The organism is Nonomuraea sp. NPDC050643, from assembly GCF_040654715.1.
Classification (GTDB): domain Bacteria; phylum Actinomycetota; class Actinomycetes; order Streptosporangiales; family Streptosporangiaceae; genus Nonomuraea.
In genome coordinates, this window is sequence record NZ_JBFAIM010000002.1 from 333,538 (window position 1) to 354,710 (window position 21,173).

The following is a 21,173-nucleotide window of genomic DNA, read 5'->3' on the forward strand; positions in this document are numbered from 1 at the left end:
CGTCAGTCGCGCAGGCGGCGGCGGAGGGCACGTTTCATCGTGGTGGACACCAGCGTGCGCAGGCTCTGCTGGGCGCGGTCGGCGGCGGCGAGCTGACGGCGGAGGGTGCCGACCTCGCGGCGCAGTTCGACGGCCGTCTTGCGCCAGCGCGCCGACTCCTCCTTCCACTTGGCCACCTGGCCGCGCAGCCGCTCGGCCTCCTTGGCCAGCCTGGCGGCCTCCGCCTGGGCCTCCATCCGGGCCCGGTACGCCCCCCGCCGCCCCAGCACCTGCGCCGGCTCGGTGGTGAAGCCGTAGGTCTCGGCCTCGACCCAGGACACGCCCGACACGGTGTCCACCGCGTCGTCGAGGTCCTCTCCCGGGGAGAGCACCACGCGGGCCCTGGCGAAGGCCGAGCCGCGTTCGAGCCGGGCCGCGACGACGCCCTCGGACGACTCGCTCAGCAGGACGTTGACCAGGCCGAGGCCCTCGTCGCGGGCCAGGTCGAGCAGGCGGGCCAGGGTGTCCTCGCCGGGGATCCAGCCGGCGGGCAGGCGCAGCACGTAGGGCACGGCGGGGTCCACGTCGTCGGCCGTGGCCAGGTGGACGCGGCCTTCGTACCGGTAGTGGCCGTGGACCAGCACCAGGTCGAGGGCGGGGTCCTTGAGCGGGGCGCGGCGATCGCGGTCGAGGGTGTCCCAGGGGCCGACGACGTGCACGGACAGGTCGGGCAGCGTGCCGGCGAGCAGGGCGTCCACGGTGGCGCGGACCTGGTCGTAGCCGGCGGTGCCGTCGACGACGGCGGCGACGTACGGGACCTTCCACTGGCGCCCCGGGTGACCGCGCAGCCAGCGGTAGGCCGGGATGCGGTCGGCCACGAACGCGTGGCTGACCCGGTCGATCGGCGCCTTGTCGCGCATGCGCATCGTCGGCCCGAGGTGGTAGGCGCGGGCCGCCGGCTCCGGTACGAAGACCGCCCCCGCCTGCCCCAGCCGGTAGCCCATCTCGGTGTCCTGGCCGAGGATCAGCTCCTCGTCCATCGGCCCGGCCGCCTCGATCAGCCGCGCGCCGACCGAGGTCGCGCCTCCGACGTGCAGGCTGAACGGGCGCTGGGGGTTGTCGGTGAGGCCGTCGGTGCGTTCGACGAGGTCCACGATCCAGGCGTGCGGCTCGGCGGGCTCGAAGTGCGCGGCGAGGTCGTCGGGCAGCTCGGCGGGCGGTTCGACGTCGGTGAAGCGGATGTAGCCGGTCACGACCAGGTAGGGCGCGGCGTGGTGCCAGCGCATGTGGGCCTCGATCGCGCCCGGGGTGAGCACCACGTCGGAGTCGAGCCAGTGGATCACGTCGCCGGTTGCCTCGGCCAGGCCGGCGTTGCGGGCTCCGGCCCGGCCGGGCCGGGGGCAGACGATCAGGCGGGTCGCGGCGGGGCGGGTGGCGGGGAGCCGCAGCGGGGGCTCGCTGCCGTTGTCGACGACGATGACCTCGGTGAGCCCGGCCGGGTAGGTCTGCCTGGCCAGCGCGGCGAGCACCAGGTCGAGCTTGTCCTGGCCGCCGTAGGCCGGGATGACGATGCTGACGGTCAGCCGGGGTGTGAAGCGTTCGTCGGGTTTCAGGGTCCGGTAGTCGTTGCCGCGTACCCTGAGACCGGGGTCGTCGCGTACGGTCATGCCGCTTCCATCAGCAGGCTCGGGCGGAAGCCCCGCCACTGGTTGGCGGCCACCTTCACGAAGTGGGCCAGCGGGAGCTGCCAGGTGTGGTCGTCGCTGAGCCCTCTGCGCAGGACGTAGCCCAGACCGTGGGTGCGGTAGATCCGCGCGCCGGCCTTTTGAGCCGCTTTCAGAAATTCGAGATCAACAGCGCGCGGCAACCCGGGAAATCCCCCTATTTCGCGAAATTTCTCCCGGGCAACCATGATCGTTCCGCCCGCTACGTGATCACTCCACACTTCGCTCGGATAGCTCGCGCCACTGGCGAACGTCGTGCGCCTGATCGTCGCCTTCAACGGCCGCAGATAGAAGAACTCCGCCGTGGTGCCCACGACGTCGGCCCCGGCGTACGAGCGGGCCATGGCCAGGTCGGCCAGGTGGCGGGGGCCGTACCAGTCGTCGTCGTCCCACTTGGCCAGGTGGTCGCCGCCTGCCAGGGCCGCGGCGCGGTTGAGGACCTCGCCGAACGGCACGGACGCGGCCGCCTCGACCCACCTCACGGGCAGCGAGCAGGACCGTACCGCCTCGCGGACCTGGTCGAAGGCCACTCCGTGCAGGCCGAGCAGCACCTCGGCGGAGACGTCGCGCTGGCGCTCCATCTGGGCCAGCGCGGCGCCGACCAGGGCGGGGCGCTTGGTCGCCATGACGATGCTGACCTCGGGCCTTCCGCCGGGGTGGGCCAGGCGGCGCAGGCGTACGCTGTGCTCCTCGCGCCGCAGGTCGGCCAGGCAGCGGGAGGTGCCGTCGGGCGCGTGGCCGAGCCAGGCGCGGTCGGTGAGCAGGGCGGCGAGGTCGCCGGGCGCCCAGGGCGGCGCGTGGTCGGCCGTCAGCGGGATCCCGGCGGCGGCCAGGCTCAGCAGGCCGTCGAGCGGCACCTTCGCCTCCGGCCACTCCACCTCGAGGCCGCGCAGCGAGCGCAGCGCGGGCACGTCGGGCGGCTGGCCCTCGACCGCCCAGCCTCCGCCGGCCCAGTGCAGGCGGGCCAGCCCCTTCTCCGGCGTACGTGTGAAGCCGCAAGGGGTGAGGGACATGGGTGGGGTGCTCCTTGACCGCTTGGGACTCAGTCGGCGCCTACCTTACGCCGGTTTTACTGACGGGTAGACGCGGGTGCCACATTCGGCAGGCCCGGCGGCACAGGTGGAACCGTCAGGTTTTCTCAGTTTTCCTCCAGGAACTTATGGCACGGTGGTTGCCAATGTTGATTAGGGTGTCAATAATCCCCAGATGTCCGAGACGCCTCTGATGTCCGAGGCAGACGCCTACAAGGCGTGAACGACGAAAGGTATGCGCGGATGTTCTCGCCCCGCCGACTGGCAGCGACCGCCGCACTCGTCGCAGCACTGGCCCTTGGCGTGCTCGCACTGCTCGTGTTCGCCGGATTGATCACATTCGGGGCGGCGGCGGCCACGGTGGCGTTCCTGGTGTCGCTGGCGGCCCTGGCCCTCCTCCTTCTCTCCGTACGCCGCCTCGACGGCAAGGCACAGCGCATCGACCTGCGGGTCAAGAAGCACGAGGCCGAACTGGCCAAGACCACCGCGGCGCTGAAGAACGTCGAGACCAGGCTGGACGTGCTGGTCCAGGCCATCGAGGAGTCGGCCGCCCGACGGGCCGACGACCTCGGCGCGATCCTGGCCTCGCTCGGCGAGGACCGGGTGAACGCCATGGCCAGGGCGCGAGAGGTGGAGGAGCTGCGCGAGGAGGTTCGCGCGCTGGCCAAGGACCGCGTATGACGCGGATCAGGCACAACGACTACGGGACGCTGCGGCCGCCGGCCGTGGGCTCCTGGTCGCCCGCCCTGCGCGTGTCCGTGGTCATCCCGGCCTACGACTGCGCGGAGGCGCTGGAGCGCACGGTGCCCGCGCTCGCGCGGCAGACGTACCCGTCCGAGCTGGTCGAGGTGGTCGTCGCCGATGACGGCAGCCGGCCGCCGCTCAAGGTGGCGGGGGCGCGGGTCGTACGGGTGAGCGAGGGGTGGGGGCGTGGCGCGGCCCGGCAGACCGGGCAGCTCGCGGCCACCGGCGACGTGATCCACTGGCTCGACTCCGACATGATCCTGGCCGACGACCATCTTGAGGCGCACATGCGCTGGCACCACCTGATCGACTACGCGGTGGTGATCGGCGACACCCGGTTCGTGGACGAGCCGGGCGAGGAGGGCGTCCAGTCCGAGTACACGCGTAAGACGCTGGAGTCGAGCAGGCGGCTCAAGGACGCCGGGTCGAGCGCGTACCTGCTGCACACGGGCGCGTCCACGTCCGTGCGGGCCGAGCTGCTGCGGGCGGCGGGCGGCGTGGACGCCTCGCTCAACATGGCCGAGGACACCGAGCTGGGCTACCGGCTGGCGCAGGCGGGCGCGGTGTTCATCCCCGACGAGCAGGCCAGGGCGTGGCACGTCGGACCCTCCACCGTGATGCTGCGGGAGAAGGAGGTGCACCGGCACAACTGGTCCTTCCTGGGCGACCTCATCCCTGACCTGCGCTGGCTGCGCAGGCATCCCCGGCGCCACTGGCTCGTCCCGTACGTGCGGGTGGCGGTGACGGCCACCACCTACGAGGAGACACGGACGACCGTGGACTCGGCGCTCGCGGGCACGCTCACCGACGCCGCCGTCACGCTCGTGGGCCCGTGGGGCAAGCTGACCGGCGAGCGCCGCTCCAGCCTCGACGACCCGCTCCTGGAGCTGCGGCTGCTGCGCAACCTGTACGCGCACGAGCCCCGGGTCGAGTTCGCGGAGAGCGTACCCGCCTCGGCCGCCCCCTCCCCCTTCCTGCTCACCGTGCCCGCCGGCTGGGCGCTGGGCGCCGACACGCTCGCCGGGCTGATCCGGCACGCCGACCGCGACCTGCTCGGCCTGGTCTGCGTGGCGCTGGCGGAGGGCGCGGACGGGGTCGTGAGCGCCCGCCTGGAGCGCACGGCCGCCTTCGCCCGCGCCGCCCTGTTCACGGGCGGGACCGACGACCTGGTGGACGAGATGTTCGGCTCGGAGTGGGTCAGCGGGTCCGAGCACGGCTTCGCGCCGGCCCCGGAGGCCGAGCCCCTCACCGGTGAGCCCGCGAAGTGGCGGGCCCTGGCGGGCGAGCGGCTGACCGAGGTGAAGGAGCTGCGGGCCCAGGTGGAGCGGCTGACGGCCGAGGTCGGACGCCTGGCGTCCCCCGCCCCGGCCGCCGACGAGGAGCGGCGCGGAGCGCTGAGCTCGCTGATCAGGCACATGCGGAGAGCCGGATGATCAAGCAGTTGCTGGCGGAGCTCCGCGGCGCGCGCGTGTTCTTCGCCGGGATCGACGACGTCGAACCCCTCTACGCCAGGGGCCGCGCGGCGGTGGACCTGGACCGGGACCTGCTCGAACCGCAGACCGAGCCCGAGGAGGCGCGCGAGGTCCTCGTCCTGGCCAAGACGCCCGCCGACCTGCGCAGGATCGCCACGCTGCACAAGCTGCTGCCCCAGGCCGAACGGGTGGTCGTGGCCGTGCTCGACACGCCGGCCTCCCATCCCGCGCCCGTGCCGACGCCCACGCCGGCGCACCGGTGGCGGTCGCTGACGGATCTGCGGGTGTACCAGCCGAAGAACCGGGTCTGGGTGGTCGACGCGCGCTTCTCCGCCGCCACGCCCGCCGGCCGTACGGTGACGGCCACGGCCAGGGCGTTCGCCGGCCACCGGCTCGACGTGATCGCGGCGCCGGCGGCGGCCATCGCGGGCGTCGGGGCGGCGAGCTGGCGGCCGGGCGACCCGAACGCGACGCCCGCCGAGGTGAGCGGGCCGGTGCCCGAGCGCGTCGGCGCCCCCGGCAGCGACATGGTCCTGCGCACGCTCACCGGCACGGACACCACCGAGGAGAGCGACCCCGAGGAGTGGGCCGGCGACCAGACGCCCATCGAGCGGCCCACGCTGGAGGCGGCGAGCTGGGAGCGGCTCGGGCGGCCCGGGATGGCCGGGTCCCCGCTGGCCGACCCCGACGTGCTCGCCGAACCGTCCATGATCCCCCCGGTGGACGAACGGCTGGTCAATCCGCAGGGCTTCGTCACCACCCCCTCCCGCGGCATGGCCTCGCTGGCCGAGCGCGACGGGCACTGGTCGGTGGTGCTGGACGGGAAGGTCGTGGTGTCGTTCGCCGAGTCGGGCGGCGTCACCGACGCCGACGTGGCCCGGCTGCGGCAGATCCGCGGCGTGGAGGTCCACTGGCTGCACGCGCACAGCGGGCCGCTGTCGGCCGTACGGGTGCTGACCGGGCTGGCCGCGGCCGGGGTGCCGCTGGTGGCCGAGGCCGTGCCACGCTGGGCCGGGGCACTCGGGGACGACATCGTCGAGCTGCTCGAACTCGGCCCGGATCTCTCCGACGACCTGCGGCGGGAGGAGCACAGCATCCGGCTGCGGCGGGCCGCGCTGCGTACGCACGGGGTGGCCGCCCGGTGGGAGCAGCTCGGCGCACCCGTGCCCGCTCCCCCCCTCACCTCGGTCCTGCTCGCCACCCGCCGCACCGACATGGTGGCCTTCGCCCTCGACCAGATCGCCCGCCAACGCGGTGTCCAGCTCGAGGTGATCCTCGCCCTGCACGGCGTGCCGAAGGGCCACCCCGACGTGGCCGCCGCGATCGCCGCCTTCGAGGGGCCGCTGACCGTGTACGAGGCCGATCGGCAGGCCGTGTTCGGCGAGGTGCTGAACCACGCCGCCGCCATGGCCTCCGGGTCGTTCCTGCTGAAGATGGACGACGACGACTGGTACGGCCCCGACTTCCTGGCCGACCTGCTGCTGGCGCACTCGTACTCGGGGGCCCAGGTGGTGGGGACGGTGCCGGAGTTCGTGTACCTGTCGTCCATCGACGTCACCGTGCACCGCAGGCAGGTGACCGAGCAGATCACCAGCTTCGTGGCCGGCGGGACGATCCTGGTGGAGCGCTCGGCGTTCCAGGCCGTGGGCGGGTTCAGGCCGCTGCGGCGGTCGGTGGACACCCAGTTCCAGGAGGCGCTGCAGGCGGCGGGCGGGCAGATCTACCGTACGCACGGGCTGGGCTACATCCTGCGCAGGGGCCCGGCGGCCAACCACACCTGGCAGGAGCCGATCGGCACGTTCCTGCAGCGCAACCGACAGCAGTGGCGCGGCTTCCGCCCGAACGCCCTCATGGCCATGGACGGGAGCCCCATCCGGTGAACATCCCGCGGATCCGCCGCAACGACTTCGGCACCCTCACCCCACCCGCCCTGGGCACGTGGGAGCCCACGCTCACCGTCACGGTCGTCATCCCGGCCCACGACCGCCAGGAGACCCTCGACCTCACCCTGGCCGCCCTGTCGGCGCAGAGCTACCCGGAGCACCTGCTCGACGTCATCGTCGTCGACGACGGCAGCGCCACCCCGCTCCACCTGCCCGAACACGTGCCCGCCAAGACCAAGCTGATCTCCAGCCCGCCCGGCGGGTGGGGGCGGGCCTGGGCGGTGCAGGCGGGGCTGGACGCCGCAGGCGGCGAGGTCGTGTTCGTGCTGGACGCCGACATGGTCCCGCACCGGCGCCACGTGGAGGCGCAGCTCCGCTGGCACCACCTGGCTCCCTACGTCGTGGTGCTGGGCTGGATCGACTTCACCGGCGCCGAGGTCCTGCCCTCCCAGGAGCGGGTACGTCAGGCGCTGGAGGCCGGGACCGAGGAGGAGCTGTTCCCCCTGTCGCCGCACCGCCACGACTGGGCCGAGCAGATCATCGCCGAGCACGACGGCCTGCGTACCGCGCCGAGTGCCCTGGCCGGGCGCATCCACGTGGGGGCCACGGCGTCGTACCCGGCCGCGCTGCTGCGCTCGATCGGCGGTCTGGACACCTCGCTGGTGCTGGCCGAGGACACGGAGCTGGGCTATCGGCTCACCCAGGCGGGCGCGGTCTACATCCCCGACCCTGAGTCCAGGGCCTGGCACGTGGGCCTGCCGACGGCGATGCGCGACCACCGGGCGCTGAAGCGGTACAACGACCCCTACGTGGCGGATCGGGTGCCGTACCGGCGCTACCTGCGGGCGGACCCGGGGCGGCAGTGGCTGGTGCCCTATGTGGACGCGACAGTCACCGTGCCGGCGGCCGTGGGGGCGTACGAGGACGTGCGGGCGTCGGTGGACGCCCTGCTGGCGGGGTCGCTGCCCGACGTCAGGGTCACGGTGGCCGGGCCGTGGGACACGCTGACCGGGGACCGGCGCTCGCCGCTCGCGGAGCCGTACCTGGATCTGCGTCTCATCCACGCCGGCTTCGACCACGACCCCCGCGTCCACCTGCGCACCGACCGGGCGGCCGGGCCGCTGCCGGGCACGGCGCCGTTCCGGCTGTCTCTCCCGGCCGGGTGGGTGCCGGGCAAGGACACGGTGGAGCGGCTGGTGGCGTACATGGAGGAGCACGACATGGGCACGCTGTGCGTCGCCCTGGAGGAGACGGCGGCGGGCGTCACCGCCGCCCGCCTGGACCGCACGTCGGCCCTGTCCAGGGCGGCACTGGTCTCGTCCGGGCCGGTCTCCGCGGGCTCCGGCGAGAGCCTGGACGACCTCGTGGACGCCCTGTTCGGCCTGGAGTGGGTGGACGGGGAGACGTGGGGCTTCAGACGCCGTCCGGCCACGTATCCGCCGCGCCGGAGACCGCCGTCAGAGGTGGCCCGGCTCACGGCCCAGCACGACAAGGAGATCGCCCTCTACCGCAAGCGCGTGGCCGCCCTCCGGGCCGAGCTGGCGCAGGCGCGCAGGGAGGCGGGCAAGAACGGGCGGGACGCGGCCCGCTGGCGGGAGAAGGCGGAGTCCTGGCGCCAGGAGGCGGTCCGCCAGGTCCGCGAACGCGACCGCACGGTCCTCAAACGAGCCGTCCGCCGCGTCCGCGACCTCGCCTTCCCCACCCCCGCCGACTAGCGCGCCACGGCCGGCCGTCCAGGGCTTACTCGTCGCCCTCCACCCGCATCACGCTCGCCACCGCGCGCACGATGTCCAGGTCCCGTAGCTCCTCCATGGTCGCCGACAGGGCGGCGTCGGTGGCGCGGTGGGTGACGATGACGAGTTGGGCGTCGTCACCGTGGCCCTCCTGGCGGACGGTCTGGATCGACACGTCGTGCTTGGCGAACAGCTCCGCCACCCTGGCCAGGACGCCCGGCTTGTCGGCCACGTCGAGGGCCACGTGGCAGCGCGTGACGGTCTCTCCCATGGGATGCACCGCCAGGTCCGCGTACGTCGACTCCTCCGGCCCCCGCGTGCCCGCCAGGCGGTTGCGGCCGACGGCCACCAGGTCGCCGAGCACCGCCGAGGCCGTCGGCGCGCCGCCGGCGCCCTTGCCGTAGAACATGAGCTGCCCCGCAGACTCCGCCTCCACGAAGACCGCGTTGTACGCCTCGCGCACCCCCGCCAGCGGATGCGACCGCGGGATCATCGCCGGGTGCACCCGGACCCCGAACGAGCGGCCGTCGTCGGAGCGGGCGCAGATGGCCAGCAGCTTGATGACGTAGCCCATGGCATTGGCCGAGGCCACGTCGGTGGCGGTGATGTCGGTGATGCCCTCGCGGTGCACCTGCTCGGCCGTCACCCGGCTGTGGAAGGCGAGCCCGGCCAGGATGGCGGCCTTGGCGGCGGCGTCGAAGCCCTCGACGTCGGCCGTCGGGTCGGCCTCCGCGTAGCCCAGGGTCTGGGCCTCCTCCAGGGCGTCGGTGAAGGACGCGCCCGTGGAGTCCATCTTGTCGAGGATGTAGTTGGTGGTGCCGTTGACGATGCCGAGCACCCGTTTGACGTGGTCGCCGGCCAGCGACTCGCGCAGGGGGCGCAGCAGCGGGATGGCCCCGGCCACGCTGGCCTCGAAGTAGAGGTCGCCCTTGCCCGCGCGGGCGGCCTCGTGCAGGGCGGCGCCGTCTTCGGCCAGCAGCGCCTTGTTGGCGGTGACCACCGACTTGCCCCGTGACAGGGCGGAGACGATCAGCGTGCGGGCGGGCTCGATGCCGCCGATGACCTCGATCACGATGTCGACGTCGTCGCGGGTGACCAGCGACTCGGCGTCGGTGGTCAGCAGGGCCGGGTCGACGTCGATGTCGCGCTTGCGGCCGAGCCGGCGTACGGCGACGCCGGCCAGCTCGAGCGGGGCGCCCACGCGGGCCGCCAGGTCGCCGGCCTGCTCATGCATGAGCCTGATGACCTGCGAGCCGACGACGCCGCAGCCCAGAAGAGCCACTTTCAGCGGTTTCACAGCTGTCCCCTCAACAGGTCGTCCTCGGTCTCGCCCTGCACGATCACGCGGGAGACGCCGCCGGAGACGGCGACCACGGCGGGCTTGGGCAAGTAGTTGTAGTTGCTGGCCAGCGAGCGGCAGTAGGCGCCGGTCGCGGCCACCGCGATCAGATCGCCCGGGGCCAGGTCGGCGGGCAGGTGGAAGTCGCGCACCAGGATGTCGCCGCTCTCGCAGTGCTTGCCGACCAGGCGGCTGAGCATGGGCTCGGCCGCGCTCTCGCGGCTGGCCAGCACGGCGGTGTATTCGGCGCCGTAGAGCGCCGTGCGCACGTTGTCGCTCATGCCGCCGTCGATGCTCACGTAGGTGCGCAGGCCCTCGACGTCCTTGACCGTGCCCACCTCGTAGAGGGTGATGCCGCCGGGGCCGACGATCGTGCGGCCCGGCTCGACGGTGAGGCGGGGCACGGGCAGGCTCGCGTCCACGCACACCTTGGTGACGATCTCGCGCAGGCCGTCGGCCAGCTCCTTGATGTCGGGGGCCTCGTCGCCCTCGACGTAGGCGATGCCGTAGCCGCCTCCGAGGTCGAGCTCGGGCAGCACCACGCCGTGCTCGTCCTTGATCTGCACGAGCAGCGTGGCCAGCCGCCGCGCGGCCACCTCGAAGCCGGCTGTGTCGACGATCTGCGACCCGATGTGGGAGTGCAGCCCGACGAGCTCGAGCTGGGGCAGCGCCAGGATGCGGCGCACCGCCTCGGCCGCCGCCCCCGTGTTGAGCGACAGGCCGAACTTCTGGTCGTCGTGCGCGGTCGCGATGAACTCGTGGGTGTGCGCCTCGACCCCGGTGGTCACCCTGACCATCACCTTGGGCCGCTTGCCCTGCTGCTCGGCGAGGTAGCCGAGGCGGGCGATCTCGTCGAAGGAGTCGAGCACGATGTGGCCGACCCCGGCCTCCAGCGCCCTGCCGAGCTCGGCGACGGACTTGTTGTTGCCGTGCAGCGTGATGCGCTCGGGCGGGAACCCGACGCTGAGCGCGACCGCGAGCTCGCCGCCGCTGGCGACGTCGAGCCCGAGGCCCTCGTCTCGCAGCCAGCGCACGATCTCCTTGCACAGGAACGCCTTGCCGGCGTAGTGCACGTCGGAGTCGGCGAAGGCGGTGGCGTAGTCGCGCATCCGCGAGCGGACGTCGTCCTCGTCGAGCACGTAGAGCGGCGTGCCGTGGTCGCGGGCCAGATCGCGGACGTCCACGCCGCCGACCGTGAGCGCGCCATCGGTCCGGGTCGACGTTCGGGGCCAGATCGTGGGATTGATCCGGTTGAGGTCGGCGGGCGCCAGCGGTGGGCGCTCGTGGGGCAGCATCTCGGCGTGCCGGTCCCCGGCGGGATGGACGAATCGACTCACCCGATCGAGGCTATCGGACGCGCAAGTCCGCCATGACCCTGTGCCCACGTATCGAGACGCGATCAAGCCCCAGAAGGGATATTTTTACGATTTTTCGCCGTTTAGCCGGATATTTTGCAATCACTCACAATCGATCGGGCCCCGGCAGCACCGTCCCCACGACCTCCGCCACCCGTACGCGGGCGGTGTGCACCGGCCCGGGCTCCTCGTCCCCGACCGGAACGGCGGGCGCCCGCTCGTGCGCGTCGTGGTAGGCGAGCGCCAGCCGCAGCAGGTACGTCTCCCACCCCGGCTCCCTGCTCTCCATCCTGCCCGGCAGCTCGGCCAGCACCCGCAGCACCCGCCGGTGGCAGGGATCGTCCAGCAGCTCAGGCCGGAAGCCGCCCACCGGCACTCCCAGCTCCCGAGCCCACCGCCGCACGGCGCGGGCGCGCGCGTGGCCGTACCGGACGACGAACCCGGGGTTGTCCCAGGTGCGGGGGAAGTCCGGCCAGCCGGGCTCGGGGGGGACCTCCATCGGCTCGGCGGCCACCAGCGCGCCGGGGGTGCTCACGACGATCCGCAGGAACCCCTTCCCCCGGACCTCCACCGAGGCCACCCCGCCGAGCCGCCGCACGCGGGCCGCGAGCTCCTCGGCGGGCAGCCCGCGCCGCAGCGCGACAGCGGAGACGTAGACGGCCTCGCGCTCCCACGTCCCCTCGGGCACGGGCGGCTCGCCCAGCACCCCGGCCAGTTCCTCGGGCGTCATGACCACGACGCTAGATGAGCGCGTGCGGCTCCGCCGACCCGTATTCGACCAGGTGGGCCGCGCCCAGCAGCCAGCGGTCCTCGTCGCGGACCCGTACGTAGCCGAACCGGTCCGCCGAGAAGACCTTGACGCCGTCGCTGCGGCACTGCCGCATGAGCACCTCGTCCCAGCCTTCGGTGAGGTCGGCGAAGCCCAGCTCGCGCAGCGTGTTACGCCTGGCCAGGAGGGTCGCGCCGGTGATCTCGTGCAGGTAGGTGTACTCGGCGTCCGGCTGCTTGAGCAGCGTGGCCTGGGGCTTGCGCAGGTGGGCGTAGAAGGCGGCCTTGCCGACGATGTCGGCGGTGCCGAACAGGAAGGCCCTGCGCAGGTCCGACAGGTAGTGGGGGCCGTAGACGTCGCGCGGGTCCATGACCGCCACCAGGTCGGCCTCGCACAGGTCGATGCCGGCGTCGAGCATCGCGCCCTCGGTCATCGCCGGGTGCGGGCGGCGGTAGACGATCTCCACGTCGGGCAGCACGTCGCGGGCCCGCAGCTCGGACTCCGGCGGGCCGATGATGACGACCTGGTCGACGCCCGACTGCTTGGCGACCTGCGCCAGCCCGTGCTCCATCAGGTACGGGTCGAGGATCGGCAGCATGACGGAGGTGTTGAGGGTGGCGCGCGCGCTGGGCAGGCCGATCACGTCGAGCAGCTCGTCGATCCGCTCGGTCATCGTCCCCATCTGGTACGCCCGCCGCAACGCCACGTGCGCCCGCCGCGAGTCGGGCTCGGTGCCGATGGGCGTGCCGCAGGCCGCGATCTCGGCCAGCCGCCACTGCGGGGTCCCCGGCGGGCAGTCGGCCGCGGCCGGCCAGCGGTAGGACGTGAGCACGTCGGGATAGGCCAGGTGGCCGGGCAGGAGCTGGTCGATCGTGAGCACCCGGTCGATGCGGCCGCCGGCCAGCGGCAGCGGGTTGTGCACCCGGGGCTGCACCCCGAACTGCAGCCGCGGCCAGGCCACCGTGAGGTCGGTCGTGAAGCGGTGCTCGAACAGCTCGGCCGCCGCCGCGTACGCCTCCACCTCGCCCTGCGTGTGCCAGAAGACCGTGCGGATGCCGCGCTCGCGGCACCACTCCAGCAGCGCCTTGAGCCCCTCGCCGGGCTCACCGGTGATCTCCTGGGCCCACGGGCCCTGCGTCACGGACGCGACCACCAGCAGGTGGGGCACCTCGAGCGGCAGCACCCTGGCGAAGTCGCGCGGCGTGAACCCGGTCGTCTGCCGCCACTCGTAGCGCAGCAGCGCCTCGGCGTGCGGGTCGGCGATGACGGCGGCCGTCAGGTGCGGGCGTGTGTTGGGGCCGGTCGGCACCCGGTACGGCTTGAGCTTGAACGAGGCGCCCCCGAGCGTCCTGGTCGTGCTGGTGGCCTGGAACGCGGCCCCTGGCCGCTCGTCCTTGGGCTTGCCGGAGGCGTCGGCCACGGGCTTGCGCTTGGGGGCGGTGGGCCGCTGGACCGGCTTGGCGGCGCCCCTGAGGCCCTTGGCCAGCCGGACCGGGTTGCTCTTGCCGCTCTTGATCGCGTCGCCGAGACGGTTCCAGCGCGCGACCTTGATCGACGACAGCTTCCAGTTGGCCACCTCGGCCTGGAAACGCTGCTCGGCCAGCTCTTTGCGCAGTTTGTCCGCGGCGGCCCGTTCGGCGGCGAGCCGCTCCTCGGTCTCGCTGAGCCGCTCGGCCAGCGCCTTGACCTCGTTGGCGCTCTCCTCGGCCGCGGCCAGCCTGGCCTGCGCGGCGTCCAGCAGCCTGGCCAGCTCGGCCGCCCGCTCGGCCTGGGAGATGGCCTCACGCAGCGCCCGCCGCGTGCTCTCAAGCTCTATGGACACCGAATCCTCCTTCGTCGGTCCGGCGTCAAGACGCTGCGTCCCATTGCTCGCTCGCTCCGCTCACTCAGGAGCCTCCGCTCTCTCAGCCCGGCAAAGGATACTCTTTTGCGGGAAGCGTCTCGAAGGGATGAGATCCGGTGCAGTTCAACGTGCGACCCTACATATGCGGCGCCCTCGGCCGGATCGACACTGCCATATTGGGCAAACTGACAGCGGCGGGCCCAAAGGTCCGTCCTGCGCTCCAGACGGCCGAGGCGGCCCTGTTCAGCTCCGCGCCGCTGCCGCCCTACCACCGGGCCGGCGGCTCGTTCGCGTTCGCCTGGGGCGAGCGCAGGCCGCGGGCGGCCGAGGAGTGGATCACGGTCGCGGAGACGTACGAGACTCCGGGGCTGATCGGCGACGGCGAGCGGGTGACGCTGCACACGGGCGCGCTGGGGCTGGTGGACGTCTACTACGTGCGCCAGGGCGACGCGGTCTACTTCTCCTCGCTGATCCAGCCGCTGCTCAGTCTCGTGCCGATCGAGATCGACTGGTCGGCGTGGGCCTCGATCCTCCAGGTGACGTTCCCGCTGGGCGAGGCCACCCCGTACACCGGGGTCAAGCGGCTGCCGGGGGCGAGCGCGCTGGTGTGGGAGCACGGCAGGCTGGCCACGGAGCGCAGGCTGCCGCGCTGGCTCCGCACCGAGCCCTATGAGAGGTGGACCAGCCCGCAGGAGATCGTCGAGCTGCTGCACCAGGTCTACGCGGACTACGACGGGCGCGCGCTGCTCGTGCCGGTCAGCGGCGGCTACGACTCGCGGCTGCTGGCCGGCGTGGCCAGGGCCCGGGGAGCGGACGTCGAGTCGTGGACCACGAGCCCCGACGACGGCACCGACACCGACATCGCGTTCGCCCGCGCGATCACCAAGGAGCTGGGCATCCCGCACCGGGTGATCACCCAGCACGCGGCCGACTACCCGGACGACGCGATGGAGGTGGCGCGCAGGCTGGAATACCTGACGCCGCACCACGCCTGGTACGCCCCCTTCGCCAAGGAGGTGCACGGCGCGGGCCGGATCCTCATCGACGGCCTGGCCGGCGGGCCGCTGCTGAAGAACTTCATGGTCAGCGGGGCCGCGTTGGAGGCCAGGACGCAGGCCGAGCGGTCGGCGGCCGTGCTGGGCTCACTGTCGCTCGGGCAGCCCTCGCAGCCGTTCCTGTCCAAGGCCGCGGCCGAGTGGATCGACGAGACCGTGCGCGAGCAGTTCCTGGCGGCCACCTCGATGCTCCACGGGCACCGGGCCGAGCTGCCGCTGTCGGTGCTGCACACCAGGACCGTGCGGGGCATCGCGCGCTCTGCGGTCAACCTGGTGGGCCCCGAGGCGTCGTTCGCGGCGCCGTTCATCCATCCCGAGTTCTTCGACGCCGCGCTGTCGGTCGGCGTGGCCCGCAAGGACAAGGGCCGCTTCTACCGCGAGGTGCTGCACGCGGCCAATCCGCGCGTGGCGGCGCTGCCGTCCACGAATGTGGTCAAGCAGCCGCTCCACCGGGTACCGTTGCGGTCCACGGCCGCTCCTGCCCGAAATTATTCGCACCGCATGCTGGAGACCGTGGTGAGCCGGGTGCCCGGCTTGCTGTCGGACGAGCTGCATGAGGTGATCGCGGGCGGGCCGGACGCGCTGACCAGGTTCAATGGGTGGAACGACCGGTTCTGGATGCGCGGTCTCGTGCTGTTCGGGCTCTGGCTGAACGACTTCGAGAACGACCTTCCGGACCTGACTCCGCCTTTTTAGTGAACTCTCGGTAACAACACGATTACATATGGATCTCACGGGTATTACAGCTCGCACAGCAGAAGCGGGTTCCGGAAAGCCAACGGGCTGGTAGTGTTCGGCCCGTAAGCGCCGCACAAACGGGCACCAGATCACAAATCCGGTCTCGTTCGAGGGCATGGGGTTCGCAGGGATGACGACTCCACGCGGCGCGGTCACCACATAAAAACGCCGGTGCAACCGGTGACTTCGTCCTGCCCACATCTCTTCCTGTGAGCGACATATGATCAACGCATCCCCAATGCCGGAGCCGATCTCCGAGGCGTTCGTCTCGGAGGATCCAGCCTGGTACAAGCGGGCGGTGTTCTACGAGATTCTCGTCCGGGGGTTCAAGGACTCCAACGGCGACGGCACCGGCGACCTGCGCGGTCTCATCGAGAAGCTCGGCTACCTCGAGTGGCTCGGCGTGGACTGCCTGTGGCTGCTGCCGCTGTACGAGTCGCCGCTGCGCGACGGCGGCTACGACATTTCGGATTACATGAAGATCCTCCCCGATTTCGGGGACCTGGGGGATTTCGTCCAGCTGATCGAGGCGGCGCACGAGCGCGGCCTGCGGATCATCACCGACCTCGTGATGAACCACACCAGCGACCGGCATCCCTGGTTCCAGGCGTCCCGGCACGACCCCGAGGGGCCGTACGGCGACTTCTACGTGTGGTCCGACACTCCGGGCGGCTATCCCGACGCGCCGATCATCTTCATCGGCGCCGAAGAGTCCAACTGGACCTACGACCCGGTGCGCAAGCAGTACTACTGGCATCGCTTCTTCCACCACCAGCCGGACCTGAACTATGACAACCCGGCGGTCCAGGAGGCCATGCTGGAGGTGCTGCGGTTCTGGCTGGACCTGGGGATCGACGGGTTCCGGCTGGACGCGGTCCCCTACCTGTTCGAGCGTGAGGGCACGGCGTGCTCCGGGCTTCCCGAGACGCACGCGTACCTGAAGCGGATCCGCGCGGAGGTCGACCGCCTCTACCCGGACCGGGTGCTGCTGGCCGAGGCGAACGGCTGGCCCGAGGACGTGGTCGAATACTTCGGCGACCCCACCACGGGCGGCGACGAGTGCCACATGGCCTTCCACTTCCCGCTCATGCCGCGCATCTACATGGCGGTCAAGAAGGAGACGCGCGAGCCGATCTCCGAGATCATGTCGCGCACGCCCAAGCTGCCCGAGCACGCGCAGTGGGGCATCTTCCTGCGGAACCACGACGAGCTCACGCTCGAGACGGTGACCGAGGAAGAGCGCGACTACATGCACAAGGAATATGCCAAGGACCCGCGCATGCGCGCCTACCTGGGCATCCGCCGTCGCCTGGCCCCACTGCTGGACAACGACAGGGACCGGATCGAGCTGTTCACCGCCCTGCTGCTGTCGCTGCCCGGCTCGCCGATCATGTACTACGGCGACGAGATCGGCATGGGCGACAACATCTGGCTGGAGGACCGCGACTCGGTCCGCACGCCGATGCAGTGGAGCCCCGACCGCAACGCCGGGTTCTCCTCCGCGGACCCGGGCCGCCTCTACCTGCCCGCGGTCATGGACCCGATCTACGGCTACCAGGCGGTCAACGTGGAGGCCCAGCAGCGGCACGAGGGGTCGCTGCTGCACTTCACCCGCAAGATGCTGGAGATCCGGCGTAAGCACGCGGTGTTCGGGGTGGGCGCGTACACGGAAATGTGGTCGTCGAACCCCTGCGTGCTGACGTACGTGCGCGAGGACGGCGACGACGTGATGCTGTGCGTGAACAACCTGTCGAAGTTCCCGCAGCCGGTCGAGCTGGACCTGCGGCGCTTCGAGAGCATGATCCCGGTCGAGGCGCGGGGCGGGGTGCCGTTCCCGCCCATCGGAGAGCTGCCCTACCTGCTCACGCTGCCGGGGCACGGCTTCTACTGGTTCGCGCTGAAGAAGCCCGAGGCGGCGCTCAGCGAGACGTGACCGGCACCTGGGCACGGGCCGCCCGTCGCGCGGGAATGAGCGCGACGGCGAGGGCCGTGCCCACGGCGATCAGCACGGCCAGCGTCAGCGTCAGGGCGGAGGGCGCCCGGCCGATGCCGGCGCCCACGCCGCTGGTGTGGCCCTGCAGGTCGATCAGGCCGGTGACGATCGAGACGCCGACCGCCGCCCCCACGCTCACCCCGAGCACGACCAGCAGGCCCGTGCCGGTGACGAGCGTGGCCATGACCTGGCGTGGCGTCAGCCCCATGGCCTTCAACACGGCCAGGTCGAGGGCGTGGTCGCGCAGGCCGAGCGCGCTCGCGGTGAGCAGGTTGGCCAGGCCGATGAGGGCGAGCACGACGATCAGCGCCACGATCACGATCCTGATGACCGACAGCCGGTCGGCCGGGTTGACCGCGGCCTGCACCTCCAGGCCCTCGGCCGACTCGGCCAGCAGCCTGCCGCGCACCTCGGCCTGGTCGGCTCCGGGCTTGAGGGCCAGCGCGTAGAACTCCGGCGGCACCGAGTCCTTGGCCGCCAGGCTGTCGAGCCCCACCGAGAGCACCTCGCCGTCCAGGTCGGGCTCGACGGTCCTGCCGACGATCCGGACGATCAGCGGGCTGCCGCCCACGGTGAGCCGCACCCGGTCGCCGATCTTGAGCCCGAGCAGGTCGAGCAGGCCCTGTCCGGCGACCGCCTCGCCCTGCTGCCCGTACATGCGGCCCTCGACCACGGGGAACGGGTAGGGGCTCGTCGAGCTGCCGAGGGCGCGCACCCTGACCGAGCGGGCCTCGCCCGGGGCCAGGGCGTTGACGTCGGTGCCCGGGTAGACCGCGGCCACGTCCTTGTCCTGCTCGGCTAGGCGCTGGGCCTCGGCGGGCTCGACCTTGCCCGGCCTGACGTAGAGGCCGGCGTGCTGGCCCACCTGCTCGGGGTGGGCCAGGAAGTTGTCGAGCGTGGCCCAGACGCCGAGGCCGATCGTGATCATCATCATCGGCACGGCCAGGCCGAACGCCGTCAGGAACGCCGGCACGCGGCGGGTGAAGGCGTCTCTGGTGCCGAGGACGAGGGCGGGCGGGAGGCGTACGAGGAGGGCCAGCCGGGCCAGCCTGGACAGGTGGCCGCGCGGCGGGGCGGAGGGCACGTCGGGGATCGGCGGCGTGCGGCCCCCGCGCCAGGCGGGCACCCCGACGGCCGCCAGCACCACCAGCGCCGTGCCGCCGATGATGGCCAGCACGGGAGCGGGCGCCACGGAGGTCGGGCCGAGCATCGCGGCCATCACGCCCCAGCCCGCCAGCGCCCCGACGGCGACGCCCAGCAGCCCCAGCGCGCCGTGCTCGGCCAGGAGCAGCAGCGCGATCTGGCCCCTGGTGAAGCCCATCGACTTGAGCGTGGCCAGGTCGCGGAGCTGGCCGAGCACCCGGCCGCCGGCCGCGTTGGCCAGGGCGAGCGCGGCGGCCACGAGGCCGACCACCCCGAACAGCGCCAGCAGCGTGCCCAGCAGCCGGTTGTCCAGCTCCATGGCCGCTCTGACCTCGCGCCAGGTGTAGACGCGCTGCAGCCGGTCCTCCAGCATGACCACCACGCGCTGTGAGACGACCTGGGAGGCCTCGGGGTCGTCCAGGCGCAGCCCGGTCACCCATTCGCTGCGGCCGAGCATGGGCTCGATGCGGTCGAGCATGATGGGCAGCACGTAGGCCAGGCCGGGTGTCCATTCGGGGTAGAAGCCCTGCTCGGCCGAGTCGGCGACGCCGCGTACGTAGAGGGTGTGGCGCTTGCCGCTGAGCGCGATGATCGTGAAGGGGGCGCCGATGCGCAGCCCCAGCGAGGTCGCGAACGACCGCTCGACGACCACGCCGTCGGGCTGGGCGGGGTCCAGCCACTTGCCCTCGGCCACCACCGGGTGCGCCACCTGCGGCGGGGTGGCCGGCATCGCGCGCAGCGACGCGGGCTCCTTCTTGCCGTCCTGCGCCACGGTCACGGGCGCCGACCGGTAGGGGCCCGCGGTCCGGGTGACGCCGTCGATGTCGCCCAGGGCCACCTGGGGGCTGTCCATGGTGTGCAGCCAGACGTGGGCCCCTTCGGTCTGCGCGAACAGGCTCCGCCACGGGTTCGTGCCGTCTTCGAGGAGGGTCGCCGCGGTGATCAGCGCCGCCACGATGCCGGCCACGGCCAGCACCGTCAGCACCGCCTGGCCCTTCCTGGCCCGCAGGTCGGCCTTGATCCACCGGCTTCCGGCCAGCGACGCGCTCATCGGAGGTCGATCACCTCTCCGGCGGTGCGGGTGCGCCTGCGCGCTATGCGGCCGTCGTCCACGATCTCTCCGTCGAACAGCGAGACGAGCCGGTCGGCCAGCGCCGCCACGCGGGCGTCGTGGGTGACCATGACGATCGTCTGGCCCTCTTTGTGGACCTCGGTCAGCAGGCGCAGCACGTCGCGCGTGTTGCGGCTGTCGAGGTTGCCGGTGGGCTCGTCGGCCAGCAGCAGGCTGGGCTGGTTGGCCAGCGCCCTGGCCAGCGCCACCCGCTGTTGCTCGCCGCCGGAGAGCTGGGCGGGCGCGGCGCCCGCCCGGTCGGTCAGGTTGAGCGCGTCGAGCAGGCTCTCCCTGCGCTCGCGGGCCACCCTGGGCGAGGCTCCGCCCAGGAGCGCGGGCAGCTCGACGTTGTCGCCGACCGTCATGTTGGCGACCAGGTTGAAGAACTGGAAGACGAATCCGATCTTCTTACGTCGCAGCAGCGCCCACGCGCTCTCGGAGAACGTGTCGACGCGCTTGCCGTCGAGCCAGATCTCGCCGCTGGTCCTGGCGTCGAGCCCGCCGAGCATGTGGACGAGCGTGGACTTCCCGGACCCGGACGGCCCCATGATGGCGACGAACTCTCCCGGCTCCACCTGCAGGTCCACGCCCCGCACCGCGGGCACGGGCACCGCGCCATCCTGGTAGATTTTGACCAGATTGACCGTTTTCACAACCGCGCTCATGCCAGATCCTCCTGACAACGTTCCAGCCAGTCAAGATCTGCCTGCAGGTGAAGCATGGCACCTTCGATGAGCAACATCGCCACCCGGTCGCTCGGCGGGGTGCGGGCCAGGAGGTCGTTGAGGTCGCCCATCAGCGACAAGTAGTGCCGACGCTGCCTGCTGATCAGCGCCATCCGGTCGGCGATGCCGGTCAGGGGGGCGAGCACGAGCTTCATGAAGAACTCGTCGCGGACCCTGGGGCCCTCGGTGGGCTCGTCGACCCAGGTCATGAGCACGTCGCGGCCCTTGGCCGTCAGGTAGTAGACCTTCTTGTTGGGCCGGTTGGACTGCTCCACGTCCACCGCTCTGACCAGGCCGTCCTTCTCCAGCCTGCCGAGCGTGACGTATATCTGGCCGATGTTCGGGGAGGGGTAGGCACTGCCGAAGGTCTGCTCGAGGGCCTGTTTGAGCTCGTAGCCATGAGCCGGCTCCTTCGCCAGGAGCGCCAGCAGGTGAAGTCGCACCGCCCCACCTCCCCGCTCCTGTTACGTATGCGTTACGGAGCAATCCGTTGACCTACAGATTACAGGTGTGCATAACATGAATGCATCTACCTA

At 71.9% G+C, this 21,173-nt stretch carries 15 protein-coding genes; 6 read left to right on the plus strand and 9 right to left on the minus strand.

The annotated features are described in order from the left end of the window. Nucleotides 1-2: 2 nt before the first annotated feature. Entirely contained in the window at nucleotides 3-1,646 is a 1,644-nt protein-coding gene (locus AB0I15_RS03800) for a glycosyltransferase (RefSeq protein WP_358089617.1), read from the minus strand. Beyond that, entirely contained in the window at nucleotides 1,643-2,716 is a 1,074-nt protein-coding gene (locus tag AB0I15_RS03805; RefSeq protein ID WP_358089620.1) for a family 2 glycosyl transferase, read from the minus strand. Before AB0I15_RS03805 ends, AB0I15_RS03800 begins: the two co-directional genes overlap by 4 nt. Before the next feature lie 261 nt (nucleotides 2,717-2,977). On the opposite strand from AB0I15_RS03805, the gene AB0I15_RS03810 reads away from it, so the two are divergent. The 4 genes from AB0I15_RS03810 to AB0I15_RS03825 are packed head-to-tail and all read left to right on the plus strand — an operon-like array spanning nucleotide 2,978 to nucleotide 8,548. Then, complete coding sequence (locus AB0I15_RS03810) at nucleotides 2,978-3,415, plus strand: hypothetical protein (RefSeq protein WP_358089623.1); 438 nt, start codon at nucleotides 2,978-2,980, stop codon at nucleotides 3,413-3,415. Beyond that, nucleotides 3,412-4,911: a glycosyltransferase gene (locus tag AB0I15_RS03815; protein WP_358089626.1), complete on the plus strand. Its 1,500-nt coding sequence runs from the start codon at nucleotides 3,412-3,414 to the stop codon at nucleotides 4,909-4,911. The genes AB0I15_RS03810 and AB0I15_RS03815 overlap by 4 nt, the downstream gene beginning before the upstream one ends. After that, nucleotides 4,908-6,830, plus strand: a complete 1,923-nt coding sequence (locus AB0I15_RS03820; RefSeq protein WP_358089629.1) for a glycosyltransferase — start codon at nucleotides 4,908-4,910, stop codon at nucleotides 6,828-6,830. The genes AB0I15_RS03815 and AB0I15_RS03820 overlap by 4 nt, the downstream gene beginning before the upstream one ends. Continuing rightward, nucleotides 6,827-8,548 carry a glycosyltransferase gene (locus AB0I15_RS03825; RefSeq protein WP_358089632.1) on the plus strand — a complete coding sequence of 574 codons (1,722 nt, stop codon included), beginning with the start codon at nucleotides 6,827-6,829 and terminating at the stop codon, nucleotides 8,546-8,548. Before AB0I15_RS03820 ends, AB0I15_RS03825 begins: the two co-directional genes overlap by 4 nt. A 25-nt stretch (nucleotides 8,549-8,573) precedes the next feature. Here the strand turns inward: AB0I15_RS03825 and AB0I15_RS03830 are convergent, their stop codons facing one another. The 4 genes from AB0I15_RS03830 to AB0I15_RS03845 form a co-directional block, all read right to left on the minus strand. Beyond that, nucleotides 8,574-9,863 (minus strand): homoserine dehydrogenase, encoded by a 1,290-nt coding sequence (locus tag AB0I15_RS03830; protein ID WP_358089635.1) that lies wholly within the window; start codon nucleotides 9,861-9,863, stop codon nucleotides 8,574-8,576. Next, on the minus strand, nucleotides 9,860-11,242 hold the full coding sequence (lysA, locus tag AB0I15_RS03835; RefSeq protein WP_358089638.1) for a diaminopimelate decarboxylase: 1,383 nt from the start codon (nucleotides 11,240-11,242) through the stop codon (nucleotides 9,860-9,862). The genes AB0I15_RS03830 and lysA overlap by 4 nt, the downstream gene beginning before the upstream one ends. A 124-nt stretch (nucleotides 11,243-11,366) precedes the next feature. Next, nucleotides 11,367-11,990, minus strand: coding sequence for an anticodon-binding protein (locus AB0I15_RS03840; protein ID WP_358089640.1), 624 nt, complete (start codon nucleotides 11,988-11,990; stop codon nucleotides 11,367-11,369). Nucleotides 11,991-12,000: 10 nt separating this feature from the next. Next, nucleotides 12,001-13,851 (minus strand): hypothetical protein, encoded by a 1,851-nt coding sequence (locus AB0I15_RS03845; RefSeq protein ID WP_358089642.1) that lies wholly within the window; start codon nucleotides 13,849-13,851, stop codon nucleotides 12,001-12,003. A 137-nt stretch (nucleotides 13,852-13,988) separates the two neighbouring features. Between AB0I15_RS03845 and AB0I15_RS03850 the strand changes: the two genes are divergently transcribed. Together AB0I15_RS03850 and treS are read left to right on the plus strand one after the other, a co-directional pair. Next, nucleotides 13,989-15,623, plus strand: a complete 1,635-nt coding sequence (locus tag AB0I15_RS03850) for an asparagine synthetase B family protein (protein WP_358089644.1) — start codon at nucleotides 13,989-13,991, stop codon at nucleotides 15,621-15,623. Nucleotides 15,624-15,903: 280 nt separating this feature from the next. Next, nucleotides 15,904-17,598, plus strand: coding sequence for a maltose alpha-D-glucosyltransferase (gene treS, locus AB0I15_RS03855; protein WP_358089647.1), 1,695 nt, complete (start codon nucleotides 15,904-15,906; stop codon nucleotides 17,596-17,598). Here treS and AB0I15_RS03860 read toward each other — a convergent pair. The 3 genes from AB0I15_RS03860 to AB0I15_RS03870 are packed head-to-tail and all read right to left on the minus strand — an operon-like array spanning nucleotide 17,585 to nucleotide 21,080. Next, nucleotides 17,585-19,852, minus strand: a complete 2,268-nt coding sequence (locus tag AB0I15_RS03860) for an FtsX-like permease family protein (protein ID WP_358089650.1) — start codon at nucleotides 19,850-19,852, stop codon at nucleotides 17,585-17,587. The two genes, treS and AB0I15_RS03860, sit on opposite strands and share 14 nt — an antisense overlap. Beyond that, the gene (locus tag AB0I15_RS03865; protein WP_358089653.1) at nucleotides 19,849-20,577 is read right to left on the minus strand and encodes an ABC transporter ATP-binding protein; all 729 of its coding nucleotides are present in this window, start codon (nucleotides 20,575-20,577) and stop codon (nucleotides 19,849-19,851) included. Before AB0I15_RS03865 ends, AB0I15_RS03860 begins: the two co-directional genes overlap by 4 nt. Beyond that, nucleotides 20,574-21,080: a PadR family transcriptional regulator gene (locus tag AB0I15_RS03870; protein WP_358089655.1), complete on the minus strand. Its 507-nt coding sequence runs from the start codon at nucleotides 21,078-21,080 to the stop codon at nucleotides 20,574-20,576. The genes AB0I15_RS03865 and AB0I15_RS03870 overlap by 4 nt, the downstream gene beginning before the upstream one ends. Between the last annotated feature and the right edge of the window lie 93 nt (nucleotides 21,081-21,173).

Excerpts from the sequence above, each read along its gene's own strand:
- treS (WP_358089647.1), top strand. The coding sequence starts at position 15,904 with ATGCCGGAGCCGATCTCCGAGGCGTTCGTCTCGGAGGATCCAGCCTGG.
- AB0I15_RS03820 (WP_358089629.1), top strand. The coding sequence starts at position 4,908 with ATGATCAAGCAGTTGCTGGCGGAGCTCCGCGGCGCGCGCGTGTTCTTC.
- AB0I15_RS03810 (WP_358089623.1), top strand. The coding sequence starts at position 2,978 with ATGTTCTCGCCCCGCCGACTGGCAGCGACCGCCGCACTCGTCGCAGCA.
- AB0I15_RS03865 (WP_358089653.1), bottom strand. The coding sequence starts at position 20,577 with ATGAGCGCGGTTGTGAAAACGGTCAATCTGGTCAAAATCTACCAGGAT.
- AB0I15_RS03805 (WP_358089620.1), bottom strand. The coding sequence starts at position 2,716 with ATGTCCCTCACCCCTTGCGGCTTCACACGTACGCCGGAGAAGGGGCTG.
- AB0I15_RS03860 (WP_358089650.1), bottom strand. The coding sequence starts at position 19,852 with ATGAGCGCGTCGCTGGCCGGAAGCCGGTGGATCAAGGCCGACCTGCGG.
- AB0I15_RS03840 (WP_358089640.1), bottom strand. The coding sequence starts at position 11,990 with ATGACGCCCGAGGAACTGGCCGGGGTGCTGGGCGAGCCGCCCGTGCCC.
- AB0I15_RS03815 (WP_358089626.1), top strand. The coding sequence starts at position 3,412 with ATGACGCGGATCAGGCACAACGACTACGGGACGCTGCGGCCGCCGGCC.
- AB0I15_RS03800 (WP_358089617.1), bottom strand. The coding sequence starts at position 1,646 with ATGACCGTACGCGACGACCCCGGTCTCAGGGTACGCGGCAACGACTAC.